This window comes from Micromonospora sp. DT227 (genome assembly GCF_049841835.1).
GTDB lineage: Bacteria > Actinomycetota > Actinomycetes > Mycobacteriales > Micromonosporaceae > Micromonospora.
Genome location: NZ_JBNCLA010000014.1, coordinates 54951 through 75348 on the forward strand (window position 1 = coordinate 54951; position 20398 = coordinate 75348).

Genomic DNA, 20398 nt, shown 5'->3' on the forward strand with positions numbered 1-20398 from the left:
GGGGAGCGGCCCCGTCTTCGCGCCCCCGCCCGCCGGGAGTTTGGGGGCCGTTCCCCATGCCGTCCGGACCGGCCGGGTGGCAGGTTCTTCCCCAGGCCCCGGCCGGCCAGCCACCCCGACGCCCGTCCGAGGAGGTGAACGTCATGAAGAAGATCACGATCCGCAAGACCGGTTCCATCAAGCTCACCACGTCTGCGCCGCTGTACTGCACGGACTGCTGCTGACCGGTCCGGCCGCCCCGACGCCTGTGGCGCCGGGGCGGCCGTCACCGGCCGTCACCGCGATGGAGGGCCGATGTCACCCACCCGCTTGGAGTTCCACCCGCTCACCTACGTGCCGGAGCGGGACGGCATCACGGTCGGCCGCGTCGACGCCGCCTCCTTCGCCATGCTGCCCGAGGACGGCGTCGCGCTGCTGCGCCGACTGGCCGGGGGCATGCCGGTCGACGAGGCCGAGCAGTGGTACCGGCGCACCTACGGCGAGACCGTCGACATGGCCGACTTCGTGGACGCGATGCGCGAGCTGAGGTTCCTCCGGGCCGAGGGGGAACCGCTGGCCACGCCGCCGAAGGTGCGTTTCCACCGGCTCGGCCGGCTCGCCTTCTCCCCGCTGGCCTGGCTCGTCTACCTGTTGGTGATGGGCGCCGCCGTCGTCGCCATGGTGAACCGACCGGAGCTGCGCCCCCAGGCCGACCACGTGTTCTTCGTGCCGTCCCTGCTCGGCGTGCAGTTGGGCCTGGCCCTCTGCCAGTCGCCGGCCATCCTCTGGCACGAGTTCTACCACCTGCTCGCGGCCCGCCGGCTCGGCCTGCCCACCCGGATGCAGATCGGCCGCCGGCTCTACTACGTGGTGGTCGAGACCGAGCTGGACGCGCTGCTCACCGTGCCGGCGCGGCGGCGCTACCTGCCGATGACGGCCGGCCTGCTGGCCGACGCGGTGCTCTTCGGCGCGCTCGTGCTCGCCGCCGCGGCCGACCTGTCCGACGGTCTGTCCTGGCCGGGACGGCTCGCGCTCGCGGTGGCGTACACCGTGTTGCTGCGGATGTCCTGGCAGTTCTACGTCTTCCTGCGCACCGACATGTACTACGTCGCCACCACGGCCCTGGGCTGCACCAACCTGGACGAGGTGAGTCGGGCGTACCTGCGCGACCGGTTCGGCTGGTTGCCCTGGGTGCGCCGCGCCGACTGGACCGAGGGCGACTGGTCGCCGCGGGACCGGCGGCTCGCCCCCTGGTTCGCGCTTGTCACCTGCGCCGGCGTCGGGGTGCTGCTGGTCACCGTCGCGCTCTGGACCGCGCCGCTGATCTGGGGGTTCGGCACCCGGGTGGTCAGCGCCCTCGTCAACGGCTCGCCCACCGGGCCCGGCTTCTGGGACTCGGTCGCCTCCCTCCTGTTGGTCGCGTTCGAGCTGGTGCTGCTGCCGCTGCTGGCCGGGCGGGTCCAGCGTCGGCGGGCGAAGGGCCCGAGCCCCGCTCCGGCCGGCTGACCGCCGCCCGGCCGCCCACCACGACCGTCCACGACGGCCACCGAGCCGCCGGACCCATCCCAACCGAGGAGCAAGGCATGACTGCACACCAATGGCGGGTTGGGCCGTCGCCGGCCGACGGCGAGCGGGCCGATCTCGTGGTCGACGCGCACCGGGGCCTGCGGGGTCCGTACACCGGGCTGGGCAGCCTGCTGCGGCTGATCGTGCCGGAGACCTACGAGCGCCGGCCCGACCTGGTCCGCCGGCACCTGACCGAGATCCTCTCCGCCGCGCCGGAGCTGCGGGGCGCGATCGACGCCGCGCCCGAGACCCTCACCTCCCTGGCCGTACCCGAGGAGCGGACCAGGATCTACCCGGCCAACCGGACCCGGCGGCTGGCGCACGGGGCGACCGAGTTCGTCGCCGGCCACGCCGCCGCCACCGGTCGGCTGCCGCTGCGGGTGGCGTTCGACCGGGTGGACCAGGCGGACCCGACGGACCAGGAGTTCCTCGCCATCTTCCTGCGTCGGGTCCGGCCGGACCGGGTGCAGGTGACCATCGGCACCGACGGCGGCCCCCTGGAGCCCGAGCTGTCCGCCGCGCTCGAGCGGTACGCGACCCGGCTGCCGGACCTGCCCCGGCCGGGCGCCGCCGCCGGCCGGGACCGGGAGGAGCTGGCGCAGGCGTACGTCGACGCGGACGGCACCTCCACCGACCCGGCGGAGCTGGCCGCGTACGAACAGACGGACGCGGACCACCGGGTACGGCTGCACGACGCGCGCGCGGCGCGGCTGCGTGAGCGCGGCGAGTGGAGCCTGGAGCTGGGCGCGATCCCGTGGCACCTGGAGCGCGGCAGTGATCCGGCCGGCGCCGGCGCGGACGCGCTCTACGAGGCGGCCCGGCACTGCGGCGCGATGGGCTACTACCACGCGGTGATCGACTACGGGACCCGCGGCCGGGCGATCGTGGACCCGGAGACCCAGATGCAACGGTTCTGGCTGCTGAGCACGCGGGCCAGCTCGGCGATGGTGGTGCTCGGGCGCACCGTGGAGGCGGAACCGACCTACCTGGACCTGCGCAGCCGGTACGCCGACCCGGAGCTGCAGATGTCCACCGGGTACGCGCTGGCGATGCTCTACACCCGGTTCCACCCCGACGAGCTGCGGGACCACCATCTGGCCCGGGGCTACATCAACAACTCCATCGCGATCGCCTCGCTCCTGCCCGACCTGGAGAAGCGGGCCTTCCACTCGGTGTTCCAGAACAACGGTCTGGCGCTGATCGAGATGCGGTTGGGTCGGCTGCCGGCGGCGCTGCGGCTGGTCGACGAGGGGCTGCGCCGGCTCGACCAGGAGCTGCCCGGTGACAAGCACCGGCTGCACCGGTCCGTGCTGGTGCACAACCGGGGCAAGGCGTACCTCGCGCTCGGCCGGCTGGACGAGGCGCTGGCCGACCTGACGAAGGTGATCGAGCTGGATCCGAACTACGCCGACTACTACTTCGACCGGGCCGACGTGCGGCGGCGGCTGGGCGACCTGGCCGGCGCCATCGCCGACTGCGACACCGCGATCAGCCTGTCGCCGCCGTTCTACGAGCTGTACTACAACCGGGCGGACATCCGGACCGAGCTGGGCGACCTGGCCGGCGCGGTGGCCGACTTCGGTTACGTCGTCGAGCTGGAGCCGGACCAGGTGGACGCCCGGGTGAACCTCGTCAGCCTGCTGCTCGACGACGGGCTGCTCGACGACGCCCGCCCACACCTGGACGAAGGACTGCTGCGGCACCCCGACGAGCCCCGCCTGCGGCAGTTGCGCGGCGTGCTCGCGCTGGCCGACGGCGACCGGGCGCAGGCGCGGCGGCAGTTCGACGCGGCGCTGCGGGCCGACCCGGAACTGGTTGCCGCGCTGGCCAGCCGGGCCGCCCTCGCCTTCGACGGCGGGGACCACGCCACCGCGGTCGCGGACCTGACCGCGGCGCTGGCGGTCGAGCCCGACAACCCGGACCTGTGGTACAACCGGGGCTTCGTCCACCAGGCGTCGGGCCGCTGGGCCGACGCGGTGGCCGACTACAGCCGCGCGTTGGACCTGCCCGGGGCCGACCGGGGCGAGCTGCTGAGCCAGCGGGCCCGGTGTCACGCGGAACTCGGGGACACCGAGGCCGCCCGGGCCGACGAGACGGCCGGCGCGGCCGAGCGGCTGGACCTGGCCGGCGCGCGATGACCACCACGGCCTCGATCAGGGACTCGACAGCGGTCGGGCCGCGCGCCGGGGCGCAGCCCGACGCGTCCCACCCGCCCGTCGGGGCCGCCGACCGCTCCCCGCCCGTCGGGGCCGCCGACCGTTCCCCGGTGGGCGACGCGGCCCCGCCCGCGCCCGCCGGTGGCCCGGCCGCCGACCCGCCCGCGCCCGCCGGCGACCGGGCCGGCGAACCGGCCCGGCCCGGCGGCGTCAGCGGCCCGCTGCTGCGCGAGTTCATGCGCAACTGGGCCACCGGTGTCGCCGTGGTCACCAGTCGCGCCGACGGGCGGCCGGTCGGCTGCACGGTCAACGCGTTCACCTCCGTGTCGCTGAGCCCGCCCCTGCTGCTCGTCTCGCTCGGGCGGGCGAGCCGTACGCTGGCCGCGCTCACCGCCGAGGGCGGGTTCGCGGTGAACCTGCTGAGCCGGCGGCAGTGCCACCTGGCCGACCAGTTCGCCGGCCGCGTGCCGGACCGTTTCGCCGGGGTGCCGTACCGCGACCGGGACGGGTTGCCGCTGCTCGACGGCGCGCTCGCGGTCGCGGTCTGCACCGTGAGCCAGGTGATCGGGGTCGCCGACCACACGCTGGTGCTGGGGGCGCCGTACTGGTGCGAGAGTCGCGTGGGCGTGGAGCCGGCCGTCTTCTTCGGCGGCGGGTACCGGGCGGTCAGTCCGGATTGACCCGCTCGCGGAACCGGGCGGCGTACCGGTTGAGCGCCGCCCGGTTCGTCTGCTCGGTCTTGGCGATCAGGCTCGCCACGTGCTTCTCCACGGTGCGCGGGGAGATGAAGAGCTCGTTGGCGATGCTGCGGTTGTCGGACCAGTCCGCCATGAGTTCGAGGACCTCGTACTCCCGCTCGGTCACCCCCTTGAGCCGCAGCGGCGGTGGCACCCGGCTGGTGTCGCGGCGGTGCGGCACCACCACGCCGCACCGGCGCAGTTCGGCCCGGCAGGCCCGAGCGGGCGCCCCGAGGCCGGCCTGGCGGAAGTGCTCCTCGGCCTGGCGCAGCCAGGCGACCGGGTCTCCCCAGCGGTCCGTCCGGGCCGCCCCGGCGACGAGGCGCAGGCCGAGGTGGACGGCGATCGGGTGGGCGTGCGCGTCCCGTCGCACCGCCGCCACCGCCGCCGCGGCCTCCTCGCGCCGGCCCTGCCGGCCCAGCAGCACGGCCTCGGCGAGCGACCCGAACTGCCGGTTCCAGTGCAGGCGACCCGCGTCGCTGCCGCTCGTCGCGCGCCCGCGACACCAGCTCGCCTCACCGCCCAACACGTCCAGCAGCAACCCCAACCCGTGCTCGCCGGTCAGCGGATAGGGCGCCGGCCGTTCCGCGTCGTACCGGGCCGCCCGGGCCAGCTCGTCGCGCGCCCGGTCCGGGTCCTCCTCCAGCAGCGCGCAGACCGCGTACGCCATCCCGTGCGCCAGCGCCAGGTACGGCGAGCCGGTGTCCCCGTGGCGCCGCAGGTCGACAAGCGCCTCGTCCAGCTCCGGCCGCCGGCCCCGGTGCCCGGCGCAGATCGCGCGGACCAGCGACGACCGGACCAGCACGTCGCGCAACCCCAGCCGCCCCGCCTCCGCCACGCTCACGGCGACCAGGCGCTCCGCCTCGTCGTACCGGCCCCGCAGGGCGTGGTGCCAGGCGAGCAGGGCGTGCCCGGTGTGGCGCAGCGCCGGGGAGCCGAGCCGTCCGTTCCGTTCCGCGCTGTGGCGCAGGGCGTCGGCGTCGCCGGTGAGCAACCACTGGTGCTCGGCGAGCAGCAGCGTGGCCCGGGCCCGCCACAGCGGCAGGTGGTGGCGGTCGGCCAGCTGCCGGATCCGGAAGAAGCACGTCTGCGCCTCGTCGGTCTCCCGCCGGCGGGCCAGCAGGCCACGGACCTGCCAGCCGAGACAGGCCACCGCCGGCAGCCCGGCGTGCTCGGCCTCGTCCACCGCCCGCTCGGCGAGCCGGACCGCCTGGTCGGGCGCGCCGACCGCGAGGTGGGCCGCGACCGCGTCGAGGTACGCGGTCTGCGGTCCGGGGGCGTCCGGGCCGAGCACCGCCCGGGCCGTCTCCAGTTGGACGACCGCGTCGGCCCACCGCCCGGCGAGGCCGGCCAGCCGGGCGAGCTGCACGTGCACGCCGGCCAGCCGTTCGGGCGGGACGTCCGGGTGGCAGAGGTCGTCGAGGCTGTCGAGGAGCCGCAGCCCGCGTTCGGCGTCGCCCGTCTCCACCAGCGCGCAGAGCAGCTCGTGCAGCACCTCGGCGCGCAGCGGGGCGTCCGGGGCCCTCTCGGCGAGTCGCCACGCCTGCTCCAGGGCCTCGACGGCCGCGTGCAGCCGGCCGGTGGCGAGCGACCGGCGGCCGGCGAGGGTCAGCAGCCGGGCCGCCCGCGCCGCGTCGCCGCCCCGGCCGGCCAGGCGGGCGGCGAACGCGCACCATCCCCCGGTCAGCGCCGGGTGCAGCTCGTGCACCGCCTCGGTCACCCGCTGGGCCAGGACGGCCCGGTCGGCCGGGGTGAGCAGGTCGAGCAGCGCCAGGGCGGTGGTCGGGTTGCGGAAGGCGTACCAGTCGTGGTCGTCGGGGCCGGGCACGACCAGCCCGGCGGTGACCGCCGCGCGTACGTGCCGGAGCAGGTCGTCCTGGTCCAGCCGCAGGGCCTGCCCGAGCACCGAGATGGGGAACCGTTCGCCGATCACGGCCGCGGCGGTGAGCAGGCGGCGGCCGGCGGGCCCGAGCCGGGTCGCCTGGCCGGCGACGGTGTGCCGGACGCTCGACGGCACGGCGGTGGGGACCTCGTCGACCAGCCGGCACCCGCCCGGGTGCACGACGAGGGCACCGCTGTCCACCATGGCCTGGAGCAGCTCGGTGGCGAGGAACGGGTTGCCGGCGCTGTCCCGGCAGAGCCGGGTCACGACCGCCTCCGGCACCTGGTGGGGCAACAGCCGCAGCCGGGACGCCGCGAGCAGGCGGACCGCCGGCGGGTCCAGCGGGTCCAGCGGCAGGACCGCGCCGCGGCACCGCCGGCCGAGCGACTGGGTCAGGTCCCATGCCGGTCCCGGGCCCTGCCGCACCGTCGCGAGCAACAGGGTGCCCTGGTGGACGAGGTTGTCGGCCAGGTACTCCACCACCGTCAGCGTCCTGCGGTCGCTGTCGTGCAGGTCCTCGAGCGCCAACAGGCAGCCGCGCTCGGCGCCCGCCACCGACAGCAGCCGCAGCACCGCCTCGCCGAGGAGCACCGGCGAGGTCGGCGCCGGAGCGGCGTCGGGGGAGCGGTACTCGGGGAGCAGCCCGCCCAGGGCGGACCGGTAGGGGCGCAGGCGGGGATGCTCCAGGATGGGTTCGCTGCGGGACAGGTGCGCCAGGGCCTCGGTGAGGGGGCGCAGCGGCACGACGGGGCCCGTGCTGCCCGCCCGCCCCGGCAGCACCGACATGCCGGACTGCCAGGCCCGACGGACGGCCTCCAGGACCAGCCGGGTCTTGCCCGTGCCGTCCTCGCCGACCAGGAAGACGCAGCCGCCGTGCCCCTGCCGGGCCCGGTCCACCGCCGCGTGCAGCAGGTCCCGCTGGTGGTCGCGGGCGACCAGGACGGGCAGTGAACAATTACTCCCGCCGAGCATGGCACCTCCCTGTCTCGGAACAAGAACGGAACGCCTGGTCACCCTCGAAGCGTCGGGACACATATCCGACCGGGGTCGTAGGAATCAGGACCGGCGGTTCCGGGAACGGTCAGCTTAAAAAGGATCGCAACAAATTTACAGTCTTGTATTTTCCTTTGGATCTTCCGGTTGATACACCGGCCGTGTTCGCGGAAGTGCGCTGGGTTACGCAATTTCCCGCTTATAATCCACTTTGGCAGTTTTTGCTGATGCGCTGTCGGAGCGCGACGGCGGATCGTCGAACAAAGCGGATTGCGCGATGAATGGTCTGTGCCGGTGCTTTTGAAAGGAGTGTCGCTGTATGGCGGCGAACCGAGCGATTCGCCGGGGCGGGAACCATTTCCGCAAAGCTGTCCGACCGGGTGCCCCGGCCGGGGCCGCGGGGGAGGTCGCGATCGCGGGCCGGCGGGAACATCGCTCCGTGCGGGGTCCGGCACGAACTGTTGACAGCTCTCGATTCGTGGGGAACTCTCCTGCTGTGTTCGACGTATGATCGGCAACCCGGGCGGTGAGGGGTACGGATGCGGACCATCGACTGGCGGGACGACCGGATCGTCGCGATCGACCAGACCCGGCTGCCGCACGAGGTCGAGTTCCTGGAGATCGACACCGTCGAGGACCTGATCGCCGCGATCCGGTCCCTGGCGATCCGGGGCGCGCCCGCGATCGGCGTCGCCGGAGCGCTCGGCGTGGCGCTCGCCGCCCGACGACACCCGGACCCGACCGAGCTGCGCCAGGCCGTCGACGCGCTCCGCGCCGCCCGCCCCACCGCGGTCAACCTCGCCTGGGGCGTCGACCGGGTCCGCGCCCGCCTCGACGCCGAGGGCGCCGAGGCGGCCCTCGCCGAGGCCCTGACCGTGCTGGCGGAGGACGTCCGCTGCTGCCGGGAACTCAGCGAACGCGGCGCCCGCTGGTTGGTCGACACCGTCGGACCGCAGGTGGCCGTGCAGACGCACTGCAACGCCGGCGCGCTGGCCACCGTCGAGTGGGGCACCGCCCTCGGGGTCGTCCGGTCCCTCCAGGAGCACGGCGCGCTCACCCACGTGTACGCCTCGGAGACCCGCCCGCTGCTCCAGGGCGCCCGGCTGACCGTGTGGGAGCTGGCCCAGATGGGCGCGGCGCACACCCTGGTGGTGGACTCGGCCGCCGCGTCGGTGCTCGCCCAGGGCCGGGTCGACGCGGTGGTGGTGGGCGCGGACCGGATCACCGCCAACGGCGACGTGATCAACAAGGTGGGCACGTACCCGCTGGCGCTGGCGGCGGCCCGGGCCGGGGTGCCGATGGTGGTCGCCGCCCCGGAGTCCACCGTGGACCTCGCCACGCCGTCCGGCCGGGACGTGCACATCGAGGTCCGCGACCCCGAGGAGATCACCGTCCTGGGGACGGTGGCGCTGGCCCCGAAGGGCACCGGCACGCTCAACTACGCCTTCGACGTGACCCCGGCGGACCTGGTCACCGCCATCGTCACCGAGCGCCGGGTCATCCTGCCGGCCGCCGGCGGTCGCCCCGACGACCCCATCGGCCGGAGCTGACCCACCGACCCGAGGAGTGCACACCCCGATGCGTAACCGCTGGTCCGCCGCCGACGCCCCGGACGGCTCCGCCCCGATCGCGCGACTCGTGTACGCGTCCCGGCTGCTCGGGGCCGACACCGGCCTCGTGCTGCACGGCGGGGGGAACACCTCGGTCAAGACGACGGTCACCGACCTCACCGGGGAGCCGGTGGCGGTGCTGCACGTCAAGGGCAGCGGCTCCGACCTGGCGACGATGGACTCGTCCGGGTTCACCGCGCTGCGGCTGGAGCGGCTGCGGGCGCTGCTGCGGCTGGAGCGCCTCGGCGACAGCGACATGATGAACGAGTTGCGCTGTGCCCGGCTCGACGCGCGGGCGCCGGACCCGAGCGTGGAGACGCTGCTGCACGCGCTGCTGCCGCACCCGGTCGTGCTGCACAGCCACGCCGACGCGCTGCTCGCCCTCACCAACCAGCCGGACGGCGCGCGGCTGGTCGAGGAACTCTACGGCGACAGCGTCGTCGTGGTGCCGTACGTGATGCCGGGGTTCGACCTGGCCCGGCGCTGCGCGGACCTCTACCCGGCCCACGCGCACGCCGGGACGGTCGGCATGGTGCTGCTGCACCACGGGCTCTTCACCTTCGGCGCGGACGCCGAGGAGGCGTACCGCCGGCACATCGACCTGATCAGCCGGGCGGAGGAGCGGGTCGGTCTGCCCCGACCCCCGGTCACGCCGGTCCCGCCCCGGCCGGTGGACCGGGTCCGGCTGGCCCGGCTGCGCCGGGACGTCTCCACCACGGCCGACGCCCCGATGCTGCTCAGCCGCCACGAGGACCCGGCCGTGCGGGCCTTCCTGGACCGGCCCGACCTGGCGTCGGTCGCCACCCGGGGCCCGGTCACCCCGGACCACGTGCTGCGCACCAAGCGGATCCCGCTGGTCGGCACCGACCCGGCCGGCTACGCCGACGCCTACCGCCGGTACGTCGAGCAGCACCGCTCCCGGGCCCGCACCACGCTGACCATGCTCGACCCGGCGCCACGGGTGATCCTCGACCCGGAGCTGGGGATGCTCACCACCGGCCGGTCGGCGGCCGAGACGCTGATGGCCCGGGACATCTACCGGCACACGGTCGACGTGATCGAGGCCGCCGAGGCGGTCAGCGGCTACCGGGCGCTGCCGGCGGAGGACATCTTCGACGTGGAGTACTGGGAGCTGGAGCAGGCGAAGCTGCGGCGGGGCGGACCGACGCCGGAGTTCGCCGGCGAGGTGGCGGTGGTGACCGGGGCGGCCTCCGGCATCGGCCGGGCCTGCGCCGAGGCGCTGCTGGCGCGCGGAGCCTGCGTGGTGGCCCTGGACCGGGACCCGTCGGTCGGCGCGTCCGACGGGCCGGCCCGCCTCGGCCTGACCGTCGACGTCACCGACGCCGCGGCCGTGGACGCCGCCCTGGACGCCGCCGTCGACCGCTTCGGCGGGGTGGACATCGTCGTCGCGGCGGCCGGGATCTTCCCGCCGAGCCGGGCGATCGCCGACCTGGACCCGGCCGGGTGGCAGCGCACCATGGCGGTCAACGCGGAGTCCGTGGCCCACCTGTTCGGCCGGGCCCACCCGCTGCTCGCGCTCGCGCCCCGCGGCGGCCGGGTGGTGGTGATCGCCTCCCGCAACGCCCTCGCCCCCGGCCCCGGCGCGGTCGCCTACTCCGCCTCGAAGGCGGCGGTGACACAGGTGGCGCGGGTGGCGGCGCTGGAATGGGCGGGCGACGGCATCCGGGTGAACGTGTTGCACCCCGACGCGGTCTTCGACACCGGGCTGTGGAGCCCGGAGGTGCTCGACGCCCGGGCCCGGCACTACGGGCTGACCGTGGCGGAGTACAAGCGACGGAACCTGCTCGGCGCCGAGATCACCAGCGCCCGGGTGGGGGAGCTGGCCGCCACCCTCTGCGGGGAGACGTTCGCGGCCACCACCGGGGCGCAGATCAGCGTGGACGGCGGGAACGAGCGGGTGATCTGACGGACCGACCGTCAGTCGGCCGTCTGCCGAGGGACGGTGTGCCGGGAGGTCAGGCGCGTCGGCCGTCGACCGGTGGCGCCTCCGCGGGGCCCGGCGCGCCCAGCCCGTGGTCACGGGCCAGGGCGATGGCTTCGGCCCGGCTGCCCAGGTGCAGCTTGACCAGGATCGCCGAGACGTTGTTCCGCACGGTCTTGGCGCTCAGCCCGAGCCGGTGCGCGATCATCGGGTTCGCCAGGCCCCGGGCGAGCAGCACCAGGATCTCGCGTTCCCGGTCGGTGAGCTGCGGGAACGGGGCGTCGGCACGGGCGCCGAGCAGCGCGCCCGCCCGGTCGGCGAGCGGCGCGCCGAGGATCAGGTCGCCGCCCGCCACGCCCCGGATGCCGCGCTCCACGTCGGCGGCCGACGCGCCCTTCAGCACGTAGCCGCGCGCTCCGGCGCGCAGCGCGGCGACCAGTGAGGCGTCGTCGTTGAGCATGCTCACCACCAGGACCCGGACCGCCGGGTGGTCACGGCGCAGCAGGCGGGTCGCCTCGATCCCGGAGCCCTGGCCGAGGTGCAGGTCCATCAGCACCACGTCGGGGCGTACCCGGGCGACGAGGGTGCGAGCGTCGGCGGCGTCGGCGGCCTCCCCGACGCACTCGATGCCGACCAGAGTGTCGAGCAACGCGCTCATGCCGAGTCGGAAGACCGGGTGGTCGTCCACCACGACGACGCGGATCGGGTTGTCGCTCACGGCCGCTCCAGGGGGATCGTCAGGCAGACGGTGGTGCCGCGGGCCCCGGCCGGTCCCACGGTCAGGGTCGCACCCACCGCCTGTGCCCGCTCCCGCATGGCATGCAGGCCGACCCCGTGGTTGGTGGGCCCGGCCGGCACGCCCCGACCGTCGTCGGTGACGGTGACGCGTAACAGGTCGGGCAGCCGGTCCAGCGAGACGGTGCACCGGTCCACGCCGGCGTGCCGCTGTACGTTACGGATCGCTTCGGCGGTGACGCCGTAGGCGGCGGTGGCGATCAGCTCCGGCAGCGGGTCCAGGGCGGCCGGTCCGTGCACCACGACGTGGAGACCGGCCCGCGCGTACTGGTCGCGGAGCAGGTCCAGGGCGGGGCCCAGGCCGCCGTCGGCGAGCACCGGGGGCAGCAGACCGTGGGCCAGTTCCCGGACCTCCGCCGCGCGTGCGGTCAGCTCGTCGGTCAACCGGTCCAGCAGGTCCTCCGCCCGGTCCGGGTCGCGGCGCAGCAGGTTGCGGGTGGCGGCCAGCCCCAACCCGATGCCGCTCAGCGCCGGGCCGAGGCCGTCGTGCAGGTCCCGGCGCAGGGACCGGCGTTCCTCGTCGCGTACCTCCGCCAGCCGTTGCCGCGACCGGGCCAGGTCCCGGTTGGTGCCGGCGAGGTCCACCACGGCGGCGACCACCGGCGCGAGAACGGCGAGCGACTCACGGGTCCGGCCGTCGAGCAGCTCCCCGGGCCTCGGCCAGGCGTGCAGGTGGCCGACCAGTCGGTCGCCGCTGGTCAGCGGCACGGCGACCGGGGGGCCGTGGTCGTGGGGTGGGGGTGGTGGGCCGTGCTCGGTGATGCGTACCTCGGCCAGCCGCAGCGCGGCGGCGATGGTCGCGCCGATGTCGGTGGTGGTGCCGACGCTGTGCACCACCCGGTGCAGCAGCGGTTCGGGTGCCTCGCCGTGCACGAGCCGGTCCACGCGTCGCTGCACCGCTTGGCGGATCGGCTGGAAGGCCGCCGCGAGCGCGGCGGTCACGACGAGCTGTGGCAGCGGCAGGGCACGCGGCAGCAACCGGTCGAGCAGGGCCACCGCGGCACAGTAGCCGGCGATCACCACGGCGGTCATCAGATACCAGACCAGGGTGCGGCGCACGGCCACCCGCAGCCCCCACAACTGCTGGCGTAGCACCACCACCGCCACCGCGGCCGGGAAGAACGCCTGCGAGGCGAGCATCAGCAGCGCGGGCACGGTCGACGGGACAATCGGTGGCAGGAGGGAGGCGGAGAAGCTGAGGGTGAGCAGCGCGCTGCCGGCGGTCGCCCAGCCGAGGCCGTGGCGCTGCGGTGCCGGACCGCGTCGCCACCGCCATGCCAACCCGGCGCAGGCCAGCAGGCCGAGACCGACAAGCGCCCACGGCAGGACCGGCGCCAGCGGGCGCAGCAGCGCGGCCCGAACCGCGCGCAGCTCGGGCGGTAGCGGGAGCGCCCCCAGCGGCGGTGGCGCGGTGGCGAGCACGGCCGTCGTCAACGCCACGTAGCCGAGACCGGTGGCGGCGGCGAGTCGGTCGAGACGGCCGAGTGGCCGGTCAGGCAGCAACCAGGGCATGACCACGACGAGTGCGTAGAGGCCGGGCACCCAGGCCACGTGGTGCAGGACGGCCAGCAGCGGTGGTCCGCCGACGGCGAGCTGCCACTGGGCGACGCACGCGGACAGCGCGCTGCCCAGCGCCGCCGCGCAGGCGATCACGCCGGGCAGCCGGCTGCCGGTGCGTTGCCGGCTGAGGATCAACCAGGCCACCGCCCCGTAGACGAGGCCGTCGAGCAGGTCGACGAGGGAGTAGAGCCCGGTGGCGGTGAACGGGGGAGTCGCCACGGACCAGGCGGCGACCGCGCCGAGGCTGAGCAGGGCGGTGAGGGCGAGGACGGTCCACGCGGCCCACCGCCGCGTCCCGGGTGCGTTCGACATGTCGGGTCCACTGTGTCAGTCCGGTGCCGTCGGCGGGACCACCGAAACGGCGTGAGCCGGACGACGGGCCGGTCGTGGCGACCGGCCCGTCGTCCGGGGATTCAGCTCTGCGCGACGGCCTTGCCGCTGACCTTCAGCTGGTCGACCACGGTGGCGACGTCGGGCAACCGCTCCCGGTAGACGTTCGCGGCGAGACGCTGCGAGTACGTCTCGTAGACCGCCGCCAGCTCACCCGCCCGTTCGATGGCGACCGCGTGGATGCAGTTGCCCAGGTATTCGTTGGGCGAGTTCGGGCTGTCCGCGCCCGAGCACGCCGTGTTGAAGATGGGCGCCTGCCCGACCCGGGGGTCGATCTCGGAGATCGACTCCGGGCACGGGTCCCCCGGCGTCGTCTGGGTGCAGGGCGCGTAGTCGGCCTCGGCGACCTCGTACGCCCGACCGATGTGCGTGTCCGGCAGCTCCCGCCCGACCGGCGCGCCCGGGTGGCGGTAGTCGCTCGGCAGCAGGTTCCCGCCGAGCAGATAACCGCTGAGCGAGGCGTCGGAGTCTAACGCCACCGGGAAGCCGAGCTTGGTGTACGCCTGAAGCAGCCGGAACGCCTCGGTGACCTTGTTGCCGGCCTTGCGGAGCTCCGAGGTCGGGTCGCCGAACCTCTGGTTGACCAACTGGTAGTAGCGCTTCTGCTTGCCCCACAACATCCGGTTGCCCAGCGTACGGGCGATGGTCAGCCGCTCCGGGTTGTCGGCCGAGCGCGCACCCGTCTCGAAGGCCGGCAGGTGCACCGATTCGTCGTTGTAGGTCATGTAGTAGACCTCGTCGTAGCAGTAGCCGGTGGGCGGGTTGTCCCGGGTGCTCCACGAGCAGACGATGCCGGCGCTCTTGGTGTTACGCCAGGTCCGCACGTCCATCCAGAAGCCGCCCTGGTTGACGCTCATCTGCGCGTGCACGGTCAACTGGAGGTCGGCCTTGGTGATCTCGGCGCGCGGCCCGGTGGTGGTCGTGTGGTTGACGAGCTCCGCGTCGTAACAGATCTGGAAGTGCGGCTCGAACTGCCTGTTCGTGCCGTGGCTGAGCAGCTGGAACGCGTTCGGCAGGTCGCCGAGGTTCACGTTGGCCGGGATGCGTACCCGAGGCAGCTGATGCGCCGGGTCGCAGCTCGACATCTTGGCGTCCGCGTTGTAGTTGTGCTCCTTGGCGGCGGTCCAGTACGAGCGGGTGTTGGTCAGCCGCGTCGGGGGCGCCTGGTCCGGGCCGTACCACGGGTTGTAGCCGCCGCCGGTGGCCTCGTCGCGCAGCTTGCGCAGCTCGGCGGACTGGGCGTTGACCGCGCCCTTGTAGTTCTCCACCAGGCCGGTGAACAACGCGTTGCGGTGCCCGTCCGCGCTGGGCCGGCTGAACCGGCTGCCGGCGTCCAGGATCTGCTGGCCGGAGCGGCCGATCCGGGCGGCGAAGGAGTCGTCGCCGATCATGTCGCCGGCCAGCGTCGGATTCTCCAACGCCAGCGCGGTGAACGGCCGGGTCGACATCGTCCAGACCCCGGCGTGCGGGGTCTTCACCGTGGCCGGATACCCCGGATCCCACTTCCGGGCCAGGTAGGACAGGTAGTCGATGGCGCCGTAGGGGGTCTTCTCGTCGAGCATCTTCACCGGCTCGATCGTGGACTGCGACCACTCGGCCGGCGTGAGGACGAAGGGCGCGCCCGCGGCCGTGGAGGTGGCGGCGGTGAACAGCCGGCCCTCCGTCTCGTCGTACTGGGCCACCGAGAGGGGACGCCCCGTGCGCGCCTTGTACCCGACGAAGGTGTTGATGACGTACTCGGCGTCGGCGAGCGCGCTCTTCTTCAGCGCCTCCTGCATCGAGAGGCTGAGCTGGTCGACCTTGGTCTCCAGGCCGTAGATCTGGTGCTTGATCGCCTCGATGTCGCGCATCACGACGTTGATGTCGTCGCGCATCTTCAGCAGGACCGACATGACGTCGTCGTAGATCGCCGAGAGCATCGCCTCCACCCGGTCGAACCGTTCGTGCATCTCGGTACGCAGCTCGCCGACCTGCTCGCGCAGCTTGCCGATCTCCTGCATCACCAGCTCGTGCTCGCTCGGGCCGGAACCCATGAAGAGCGGCAGAAGCGTCATCACCGCGCCCAGCACGTTGCCGGTGAGCACCACCGTGCTCAGCGACCCGATGGCGTCGCTGAGGCTGAGCCCGGCCACCGTCGGCAGGTACTTGTTGATCGCGGTGGCGATGCCGACCGCGGCCTTGCCGATCGCCAGCACGTCCTTGCCGGCCTTCGCGTCGGCGAACCCGGCGAGGGTGGCCAGGATCGTCACCGCGGAGTCGGCGGCGTCGATCGCCACCTGCCGGCTGGCGGCCTCGGCCAGCGCGGCCGTGTAGTCCTGCGGCGTCGGCTTCGGGCCGGGACCGACCGGATACTTCAGGTCCGCGGCGGCCAGCTTGTCGATGATCTGCGAGTTCTGCGCGGCGACCTGGTCCAGTGCCCCGCTCAGCTGCGCGCGCAGCGCCGCCAGGTAGGCCTGCTCGTTGCCCAGGTGCTCCAGGATCGCCTCGGTGTTGACGAAGGAGGCGAGCAGCGGGTCGGCGAGCAGTTGCTCGGTGGTCGCGGTGGCGCGCACGTTGAGCTGCGCGCCGATCTCCCCGTCCCAGGCCGCCGCGAGGTCCGCGTCCTGGGCCGCCGCCCGGGTGAGCTGGCCCCACGCGCGTTCCTGCTGCGCGTAGAGCGCGTCCATCCACCGGTAGTTCTGGTAGGCGCTGGTCACCGCGTCCTCGACCTCGGCCGAGGCGGTGATCGTGCCGCCGACGGTGGCGTCCAGCAGCCCCTTGACCATCGGCGCGCCGATGCTGACCCCGGGGATGCCGGACAGCGCGTCGATCACCTTGATCATGGTGGCGTACGTGGTACGGGCGGTGGTGTCGGAGATGCCCGCCGCGTTGACCGCCTGCCGCGTGGCGACCAGGTGCCGCACCACGTCGTCGCGGGACGCGCCGGGGTGGTGCCCCCGCCAGTCCAGCAGCTCGGCGGTGAGCACCAGGTTCTTCAGGCCCGCGACGCCACCGTTGTGCGCCCGCAGGTAGGCGGCGAACACGCCGTCGTGGAACTTCGCGGCCTGGAAGTCGACCGGGTCCTCCGCCGCCACGGCCGGCGTCGGCGACATCACCACCACCGCCGCCACGACCGCGGCCACCAGCGCCCGCCACCGCCGTCGGCGGCGGGGAGCCCATAGCATCACACCCACTGGGAATCCTCCGGATCACTGTGCGCCCGCCGGGTCGGCGGGACGCGCAGCGCAGCCTGCGTCCGGGGGTGTCCCGTCGGCCAGGTGTGGATGTCCCATCCGGACGGGACGCGGGACCTCCACCGTCCGGGCAGGTGTCGTCGTCCCGGGTCGGCCGGGACCGGCGTCCCTGGTGGCCGGGACAGCGCGGCGATTGACTACCCGGCATGACCGACACCACGCCGGACCACATCCCGGCCCACGTCAAGGGTTCCTACGTCAACTGCTCCGAGTACACCCGGGCGCCCCGGCTCACCCCGCCGCCGACCGTGGCCGGCGCGGACGAGACCGTACCGCCGGCGCCGGTGCGTCTGGCGGTCGTCAGGTGACCGTGGCCGCCGCGCCGGGCCTGCTTCCCGCCTGGCGGGAGTGGCTCGCCGAGAACCTGGCGATGGGGGTCGCCGCCGGGCAGGCCCGGGCGGCGGCCGTCGCCGCGGGCGCGGATCCGGACGCCGTCGACGCGGAACTGGCGGCCCTGGAGGCGCACCCGTACTTCGCCGTCTGCCGACGGCTCGCGCTGCGTTACGACTGGATGGAGTCGGTGCTCGACACCTACCGGGTGCTGCGCGACGACGACGGCGGTCGTGAGCTGGAACGGCGCAGCGACCTCACCGCGGCGGAGTTCTTCGGCCGCTACTACTACGCCAACCGTCCGGTCGTCCTCGACGGCCTGATGGCCGACTGGCCGGCGCGGAACTGGACGCTGGACGTGATGGCCCGCCGGTGCCCGGACGCCGTGGTCGAGGTGATGACCGGCCGGGAGGCCAACCCCGACCACGCCTGGCAGTACGACCGGCACCGCACCACCATGCCGTTCCGGGACTACCTGACGCTGCTGGGCTCCGGCACGCGCACCAACGACTACTACATGGTGCCCCGTAACGAGAACTGGACCGGCCCGCTGCGGGCGCTCGCCGAGGACGTGCGGCCACCGAGCCATCTCGTCGATCCCGCCGGCGGGGGACACCTGTTGCTCGGCCCCGCCGGCACGGTGACCCCGCTGCACGTCGACAACAGCACCGTGCTGCTCTGCCAGGTGCTCGGCCGCAAGCACGTCCGGCTGGTCCCGTCGTACCAGCGGCACCTGGTCCATCCGCGCGGCGGGACGTTCAGCGCGGTGGACGCGGCCCGGCCCGACCTGGACCGGCATCCCCGCTACGCCGAGGCCACCGTGCTGGAGACCATCCTCGAACCGGGCCAGATGCTGCTCATTCCCGTCGGCTGGTGGCACTGGGTGAACGCGCTCGACCTCAGCGCCACCGTCACGTTCCACCACTTCCGGGTTCCCGGCCAGAACCATCGGATGGCCACCCCGCCCGCGGCCCTCGGCGCCGGCCGCGCCGACCGGTGAGGCGGACGCGGGACCCGTCCGGCATTGACACGCCTCGCTCCACATTCCATGGTCGATGGAATCACCTCTCCGTCGAAGGGCGCGGCATGGTCAGCAGCGAACACCGGTACGTGATCGTCGGGGCGGGGCCGGCCGGCCTGCAACTGAGCTACTACCTCCAGCGGCAGGGCGCCGACTACCTGACGCTGGAGCGGGGCGACGCCCCCGGCGGGTTCTTCCGACGGTTCCCGCGGCACCGTCGGCTCATCTCCCTGAACAAGGTGCACACCGACAGCACCGACCCCGAGATCCGCCTGCGCTGGGACTGGAACTCACTGCTCAACGACGAGCCGGACCTGCTCTTCCCGCGGTTCAGCGAGGAGTACCTGCCGGCGGCCGACGACCTGGTGCGCTACCTCGCCGAGTTCCAGCGGGTGCACCAGCTCAACGTCCGCTACGGCACGACGGCCGAACGGATCACCCGGACCGACGACGGCTTCACCGTGCGCACCGACCGGGGCGACGTGCGCGCGGGCTGCCTGATCGTCGCGACCGGCTGGGGCCGGCCGTTCGTGCCGGCCATCAAGGGGATCGAACACGCCATCGGGTACGAGGACATGGTCGTCGATCCCACCGCGTACGACGGCCAACGCGTGCTGATCATCGGCAAGGGCAACTCCGCCTTCGAGACCGCGTCGGCGATCCTCGGCCGGGCCTCGATGGTGCACCTCGCCAGCCGGCAGCCGCTGCGACTGGCGTGGAACACCAAGCATCCGGGCGACGTCCGGGGCCAGTACGGCGCGATCCTGGACAGCTACCAGTTCAAGACGCTGCACTCGGTGCTGGACTGCACGATCGACGAGATCCGGCCCGTCGACGGGCGGTTCCGGGTGTCGATCACGTACACCCACGCCCAGGGGGAGACCGCCGAGCTGGACTACCACACCGTGCTCAGGTGCACCGGTTTCCGGATGGACACGTCGATGTTCGACGAGTCGTGTCGTCCCGAGATGGTGCGCGACGGTCGGATGCCCGGGTTGCGCCCGGACTGGCAGTCGCGCAACGTCGACGGCCTGTACTTCGCCGGCACCATCGGCCAGGACCGGGACGTCAAACACGCGTCCTCGCCGTTCATCGACGGATTCCGGTACAACCTCCGGACGTTCACCCGGATGCTGCGGGAGCGGTACGACGACGTGCCGCTGCCGTACGCGACGACGCCGGCGGACCCCGCGTCGCTGACCAAGCTGATGCTCGACCGGGTCAACTGGTCCTCGGCGCTGTGGACGCAGTTCGAGTACCTCTGCGACGTCTTCGTCCGCGACGACGTGACCGGCGACTTCCACCACTACGAGGACCTACCGGAGGACTACGCCGTCGAACGCTTCGGGACCGCCACGCACTGGTACACGCTGGCGCTGCGGTGGGGCCGCGACGACTACGGCGACGTCTTCGCCATCGACCGGCACCCGACGCCCGACCGGGCCCGGGAGAGCGCCTTCATCCACCCGGTGATCCGCCGCTACCGCGGCGCCGAACTGCTCGCCGAGCAGCATCTGCTGGAGGACCTGCTGGCCGAGTGGCGACGCCCGGACCGACACGTCGAGCCGCTTGTCGACTTCCTGACCGAGGACCTCACCGACAGATCATGACCTCGTCGAGCGGCTTGCGGGTCAGGTCGGGGACGCGGGCGTCCGGGGTGGGGTACCCGACGGGCATCACCACGTACGGACGCTCCTCCGGCGGACGCTCGCACACCTCGTTGAGGAACCGCATCGGGCTGGGCGTGTGGGTCAGGGTGGCCAGGCCGGCGTGGTGCAGCGCGGTGATCAGCACACCGACCGCCATGCCGACGGACTCCTTGACGTAGTACGGCTTCGGGCTGTTCGGTCCCTGATGGACCTCGAACACGACGATGACGACCGGTGCGGTCTCCAGGAACGGCTTGCGCCAGTCGGTGCCGATCCCGGCGATCGCCGCCAGCCACTCCGGCGAGGCGCGGCGGTCGTAGAACGCCCGCTCCTCGGCCTCGGCGGCCTCGCGCAGCCGGCGCTTGCGGACCGGATCCGTCAGGACGACGAAGCGCCACGGCTGGACGTTGGCGCCACTGGGCGCGGGGGGGGGGGGGGCGCCCCCCCCCCCCCCCCCCCCCCCCCCCCCCCCCCCGCCCCCCCCCCCCCCCCCCCCCCCCCCCCCCCCCCCCCCCCCCCCCCCCCCCCCCCCCCCCCCCCCCCCCCCCCCCCCGC

At 73.8% G+C, this 20398-nt stretch carries 12 protein-coding genes and 1 pseudogene; 8 read left to right on the forward strand and 5 right to left on the reverse strand.

All coding sequences use genetic code 11. The features are described 5' to 3' along the window. Positions 1-294 precede the first annotated feature (294 nt). From ACLQ2W_RS31340 to ACLQ2W_RS31350, 3 genes are all read left to right on the forward strand, one after another. Positions 295-1485, forward strand: coding sequence for a hypothetical protein (locus tag ACLQ2W_RS31340; RefSeq protein WP_425791184.1), 1191 nt, complete (start codon positions 295-297; stop codon positions 1483-1485). A 77-nt stretch (positions 1486-1562) separates the two neighbouring features. Beyond that, the gene (locus tag ACLQ2W_RS31345; protein ID WP_425791186.1) at positions 1563-3683 is read left to right on the forward strand and encodes a tetratricopeptide repeat protein; all 2121 of its coding nucleotides are present in this window, start codon (positions 1563-1565) and stop codon (positions 3681-3683) included. Then, positions 3680-4381 (forward strand): flavin reductase family protein, encoded by a 702-nt coding sequence (locus tag ACLQ2W_RS31350; RefSeq protein ID WP_425791188.1) that lies wholly within the window; start codon positions 3680-3682, stop codon positions 4379-4381. The genes ACLQ2W_RS31345 and ACLQ2W_RS31350 overlap by 4 nt, the downstream gene beginning before the upstream one ends. On the opposite strand, the gene ACLQ2W_RS31355 is transcribed toward ACLQ2W_RS31350, so the two are convergent. Then, entirely contained in the window at positions 4368-7292 is a 2925-nt protein-coding gene (locus ACLQ2W_RS31355; protein ID WP_425791190.1) for an AAA family ATPase, read from the reverse strand. The genes ACLQ2W_RS31350 and ACLQ2W_RS31355 overlap by 14 nt on opposite strands. Positions 7293-7852: 560 nt before the next feature. On the opposite strand from ACLQ2W_RS31355, the gene mtnA reads away from it, so the two are divergent. Continuing rightward, complete coding sequence (mtnA, locus tag ACLQ2W_RS31360) at positions 7853-8863, forward strand: S-methyl-5-thioribose-1-phosphate isomerase (protein ID WP_425791192.1); 1011 nt, start codon at positions 7853-7855, stop codon at positions 8861-8863. 28 nt (positions 8864-8891) lie between these two features. Further along, a complete protein-coding gene (locus ACLQ2W_RS31365) occupies positions 8892-10850 on the forward strand; it encodes a bifunctional aldolase/short-chain dehydrogenase (protein WP_425791194.1) in 1959 nt (652 codons plus the stop codon). 49 nt (positions 10851-10899) lie between these two features. Here the strand turns inward: ACLQ2W_RS31365 and ACLQ2W_RS31370 are convergent, their stop codons facing one another. From ACLQ2W_RS31370 to ACLQ2W_RS31380, 3 genes are all read right to left on the reverse strand, one after another. Then, positions 10900-11583 (reverse strand): response regulator, encoded by a 684-nt coding sequence (locus ACLQ2W_RS31370; RefSeq protein ID WP_405090109.1) that lies wholly within the window; start codon positions 11581-11583, stop codon positions 10900-10902. Further along, entirely contained in the window at positions 11580-13532 is a 1953-nt protein-coding gene (locus ACLQ2W_RS31375) for a histidine kinase (protein WP_425791196.1), read from the reverse strand. Before ACLQ2W_RS31375 ends, ACLQ2W_RS31370 begins: the two co-directional genes overlap by 4 nt. A gap of 101 nt (positions 13533-13633) precedes the next feature. Then, positions 13634-16783, reverse strand: coding sequence for a hypothetical protein (locus ACLQ2W_RS31380; RefSeq protein ID WP_425791198.1), 3150 nt, complete (start codon positions 16781-16783; stop codon positions 13634-13636). 206 nt (positions 16784-16989) lie between these two features. Between ACLQ2W_RS31380 and ACLQ2W_RS31385 the strand changes: the two genes are divergently transcribed. The 3 genes from ACLQ2W_RS31385 (at position 16990) to ACLQ2W_RS31395 (ending at position 19804) form a co-directional block, all read left to right on the forward strand. Further along, positions 16990-17151, forward strand: coding sequence for a hypothetical protein (locus ACLQ2W_RS31385; protein ID WP_425791200.1), 162 nt, complete (start codon positions 16990-16992; stop codon positions 17149-17151). Further along, positions 17148-18173, forward strand: a complete 1026-nt coding sequence (locus ACLQ2W_RS31390) for a cupin-like domain-containing protein (RefSeq protein ID WP_425791202.1) — start codon at positions 17148-17150, stop codon at positions 18171-18173. Before ACLQ2W_RS31385 ends, ACLQ2W_RS31390 begins: the two co-directional genes overlap by 4 nt. Positions 18174-18259: 86 nt before the next feature. Continuing rightward, complete coding sequence (locus tag ACLQ2W_RS31395) at positions 18260-19804, forward strand: NAD(P)-binding domain-containing protein (RefSeq protein ID WP_425791204.1); 1545 nt, start codon at positions 18260-18262, stop codon at positions 19802-19804. On the opposite strand, the pseudogene ACLQ2W_RS31400 reads toward ACLQ2W_RS31395, so the two are convergent. Further along, positions 19788-20267, reverse strand: a pseudogene (locus tag ACLQ2W_RS31400) (nitroreductase family protein); the annotation flags it as partial. The gene ACLQ2W_RS31395 and the pseudogene ACLQ2W_RS31400 overlap by 17 nt on opposite strands. Between the last annotated feature and the right edge of the window lie 131 nt (positions 20268-20398).

Excerpts from the sequence above, each read along its gene's own strand:
- ACLQ2W_RS31375 (WP_425791196.1), bottom strand. The coding sequence starts at position 13,532 with ATGTCGAACGCACCCGGGACGCGGCGGTGGGCCGCGTGGACCGTCCTC.
- ACLQ2W_RS31345 (WP_425791186.1), top strand. The coding sequence starts at position 1,563 with ATGACTGCACACCAATGGCGGGTTGGGCCGTCGCCGGCCGACGGCGAG.
- ACLQ2W_RS31385 (WP_425791200.1), top strand. The coding sequence starts at position 16,990 with ATGACCGACACCACGCCGGACCACATCCCGGCCCACGTCAAGGGTTCC.
- ACLQ2W_RS31395 (WP_425791204.1), top strand. The coding sequence starts at position 18,260 with ATGGTCAGCAGCGAACACCGGTACGTGATCGTCGGGGCGGGGCCGGCC.
- ACLQ2W_RS31340 (WP_425791184.1), top strand. The coding sequence starts at position 295 with ATGTCACCCACCCGCTTGGAGTTCCACCCGCTCACCTACGTGCCGGAG.
- ACLQ2W_RS31350 (WP_425791188.1), top strand. The coding sequence starts at position 3,680 with ATGACCACCACGGCCTCGATCAGGGACTCGACAGCGGTCGGGCCGCGC.
- mtnA (WP_425791192.1), top strand. The coding sequence starts at position 7,853 with ATGCGGACCATCGACTGGCGGGACGACCGGATCGTCGCGATCGACCAG.
- ACLQ2W_RS31365 (WP_425791194.1), top strand. The coding sequence starts at position 8,892 with ATGCGTAACCGCTGGTCCGCCGCCGACGCCCCGGACGGCTCCGCCCCG.
- ACLQ2W_RS31355 (WP_425791190.1), bottom strand. The coding sequence starts at position 7,292 with ATGCTCGGCGGGAGTAATTGTTCACTGCCCGTCCTGGTCGCCCGCGAC.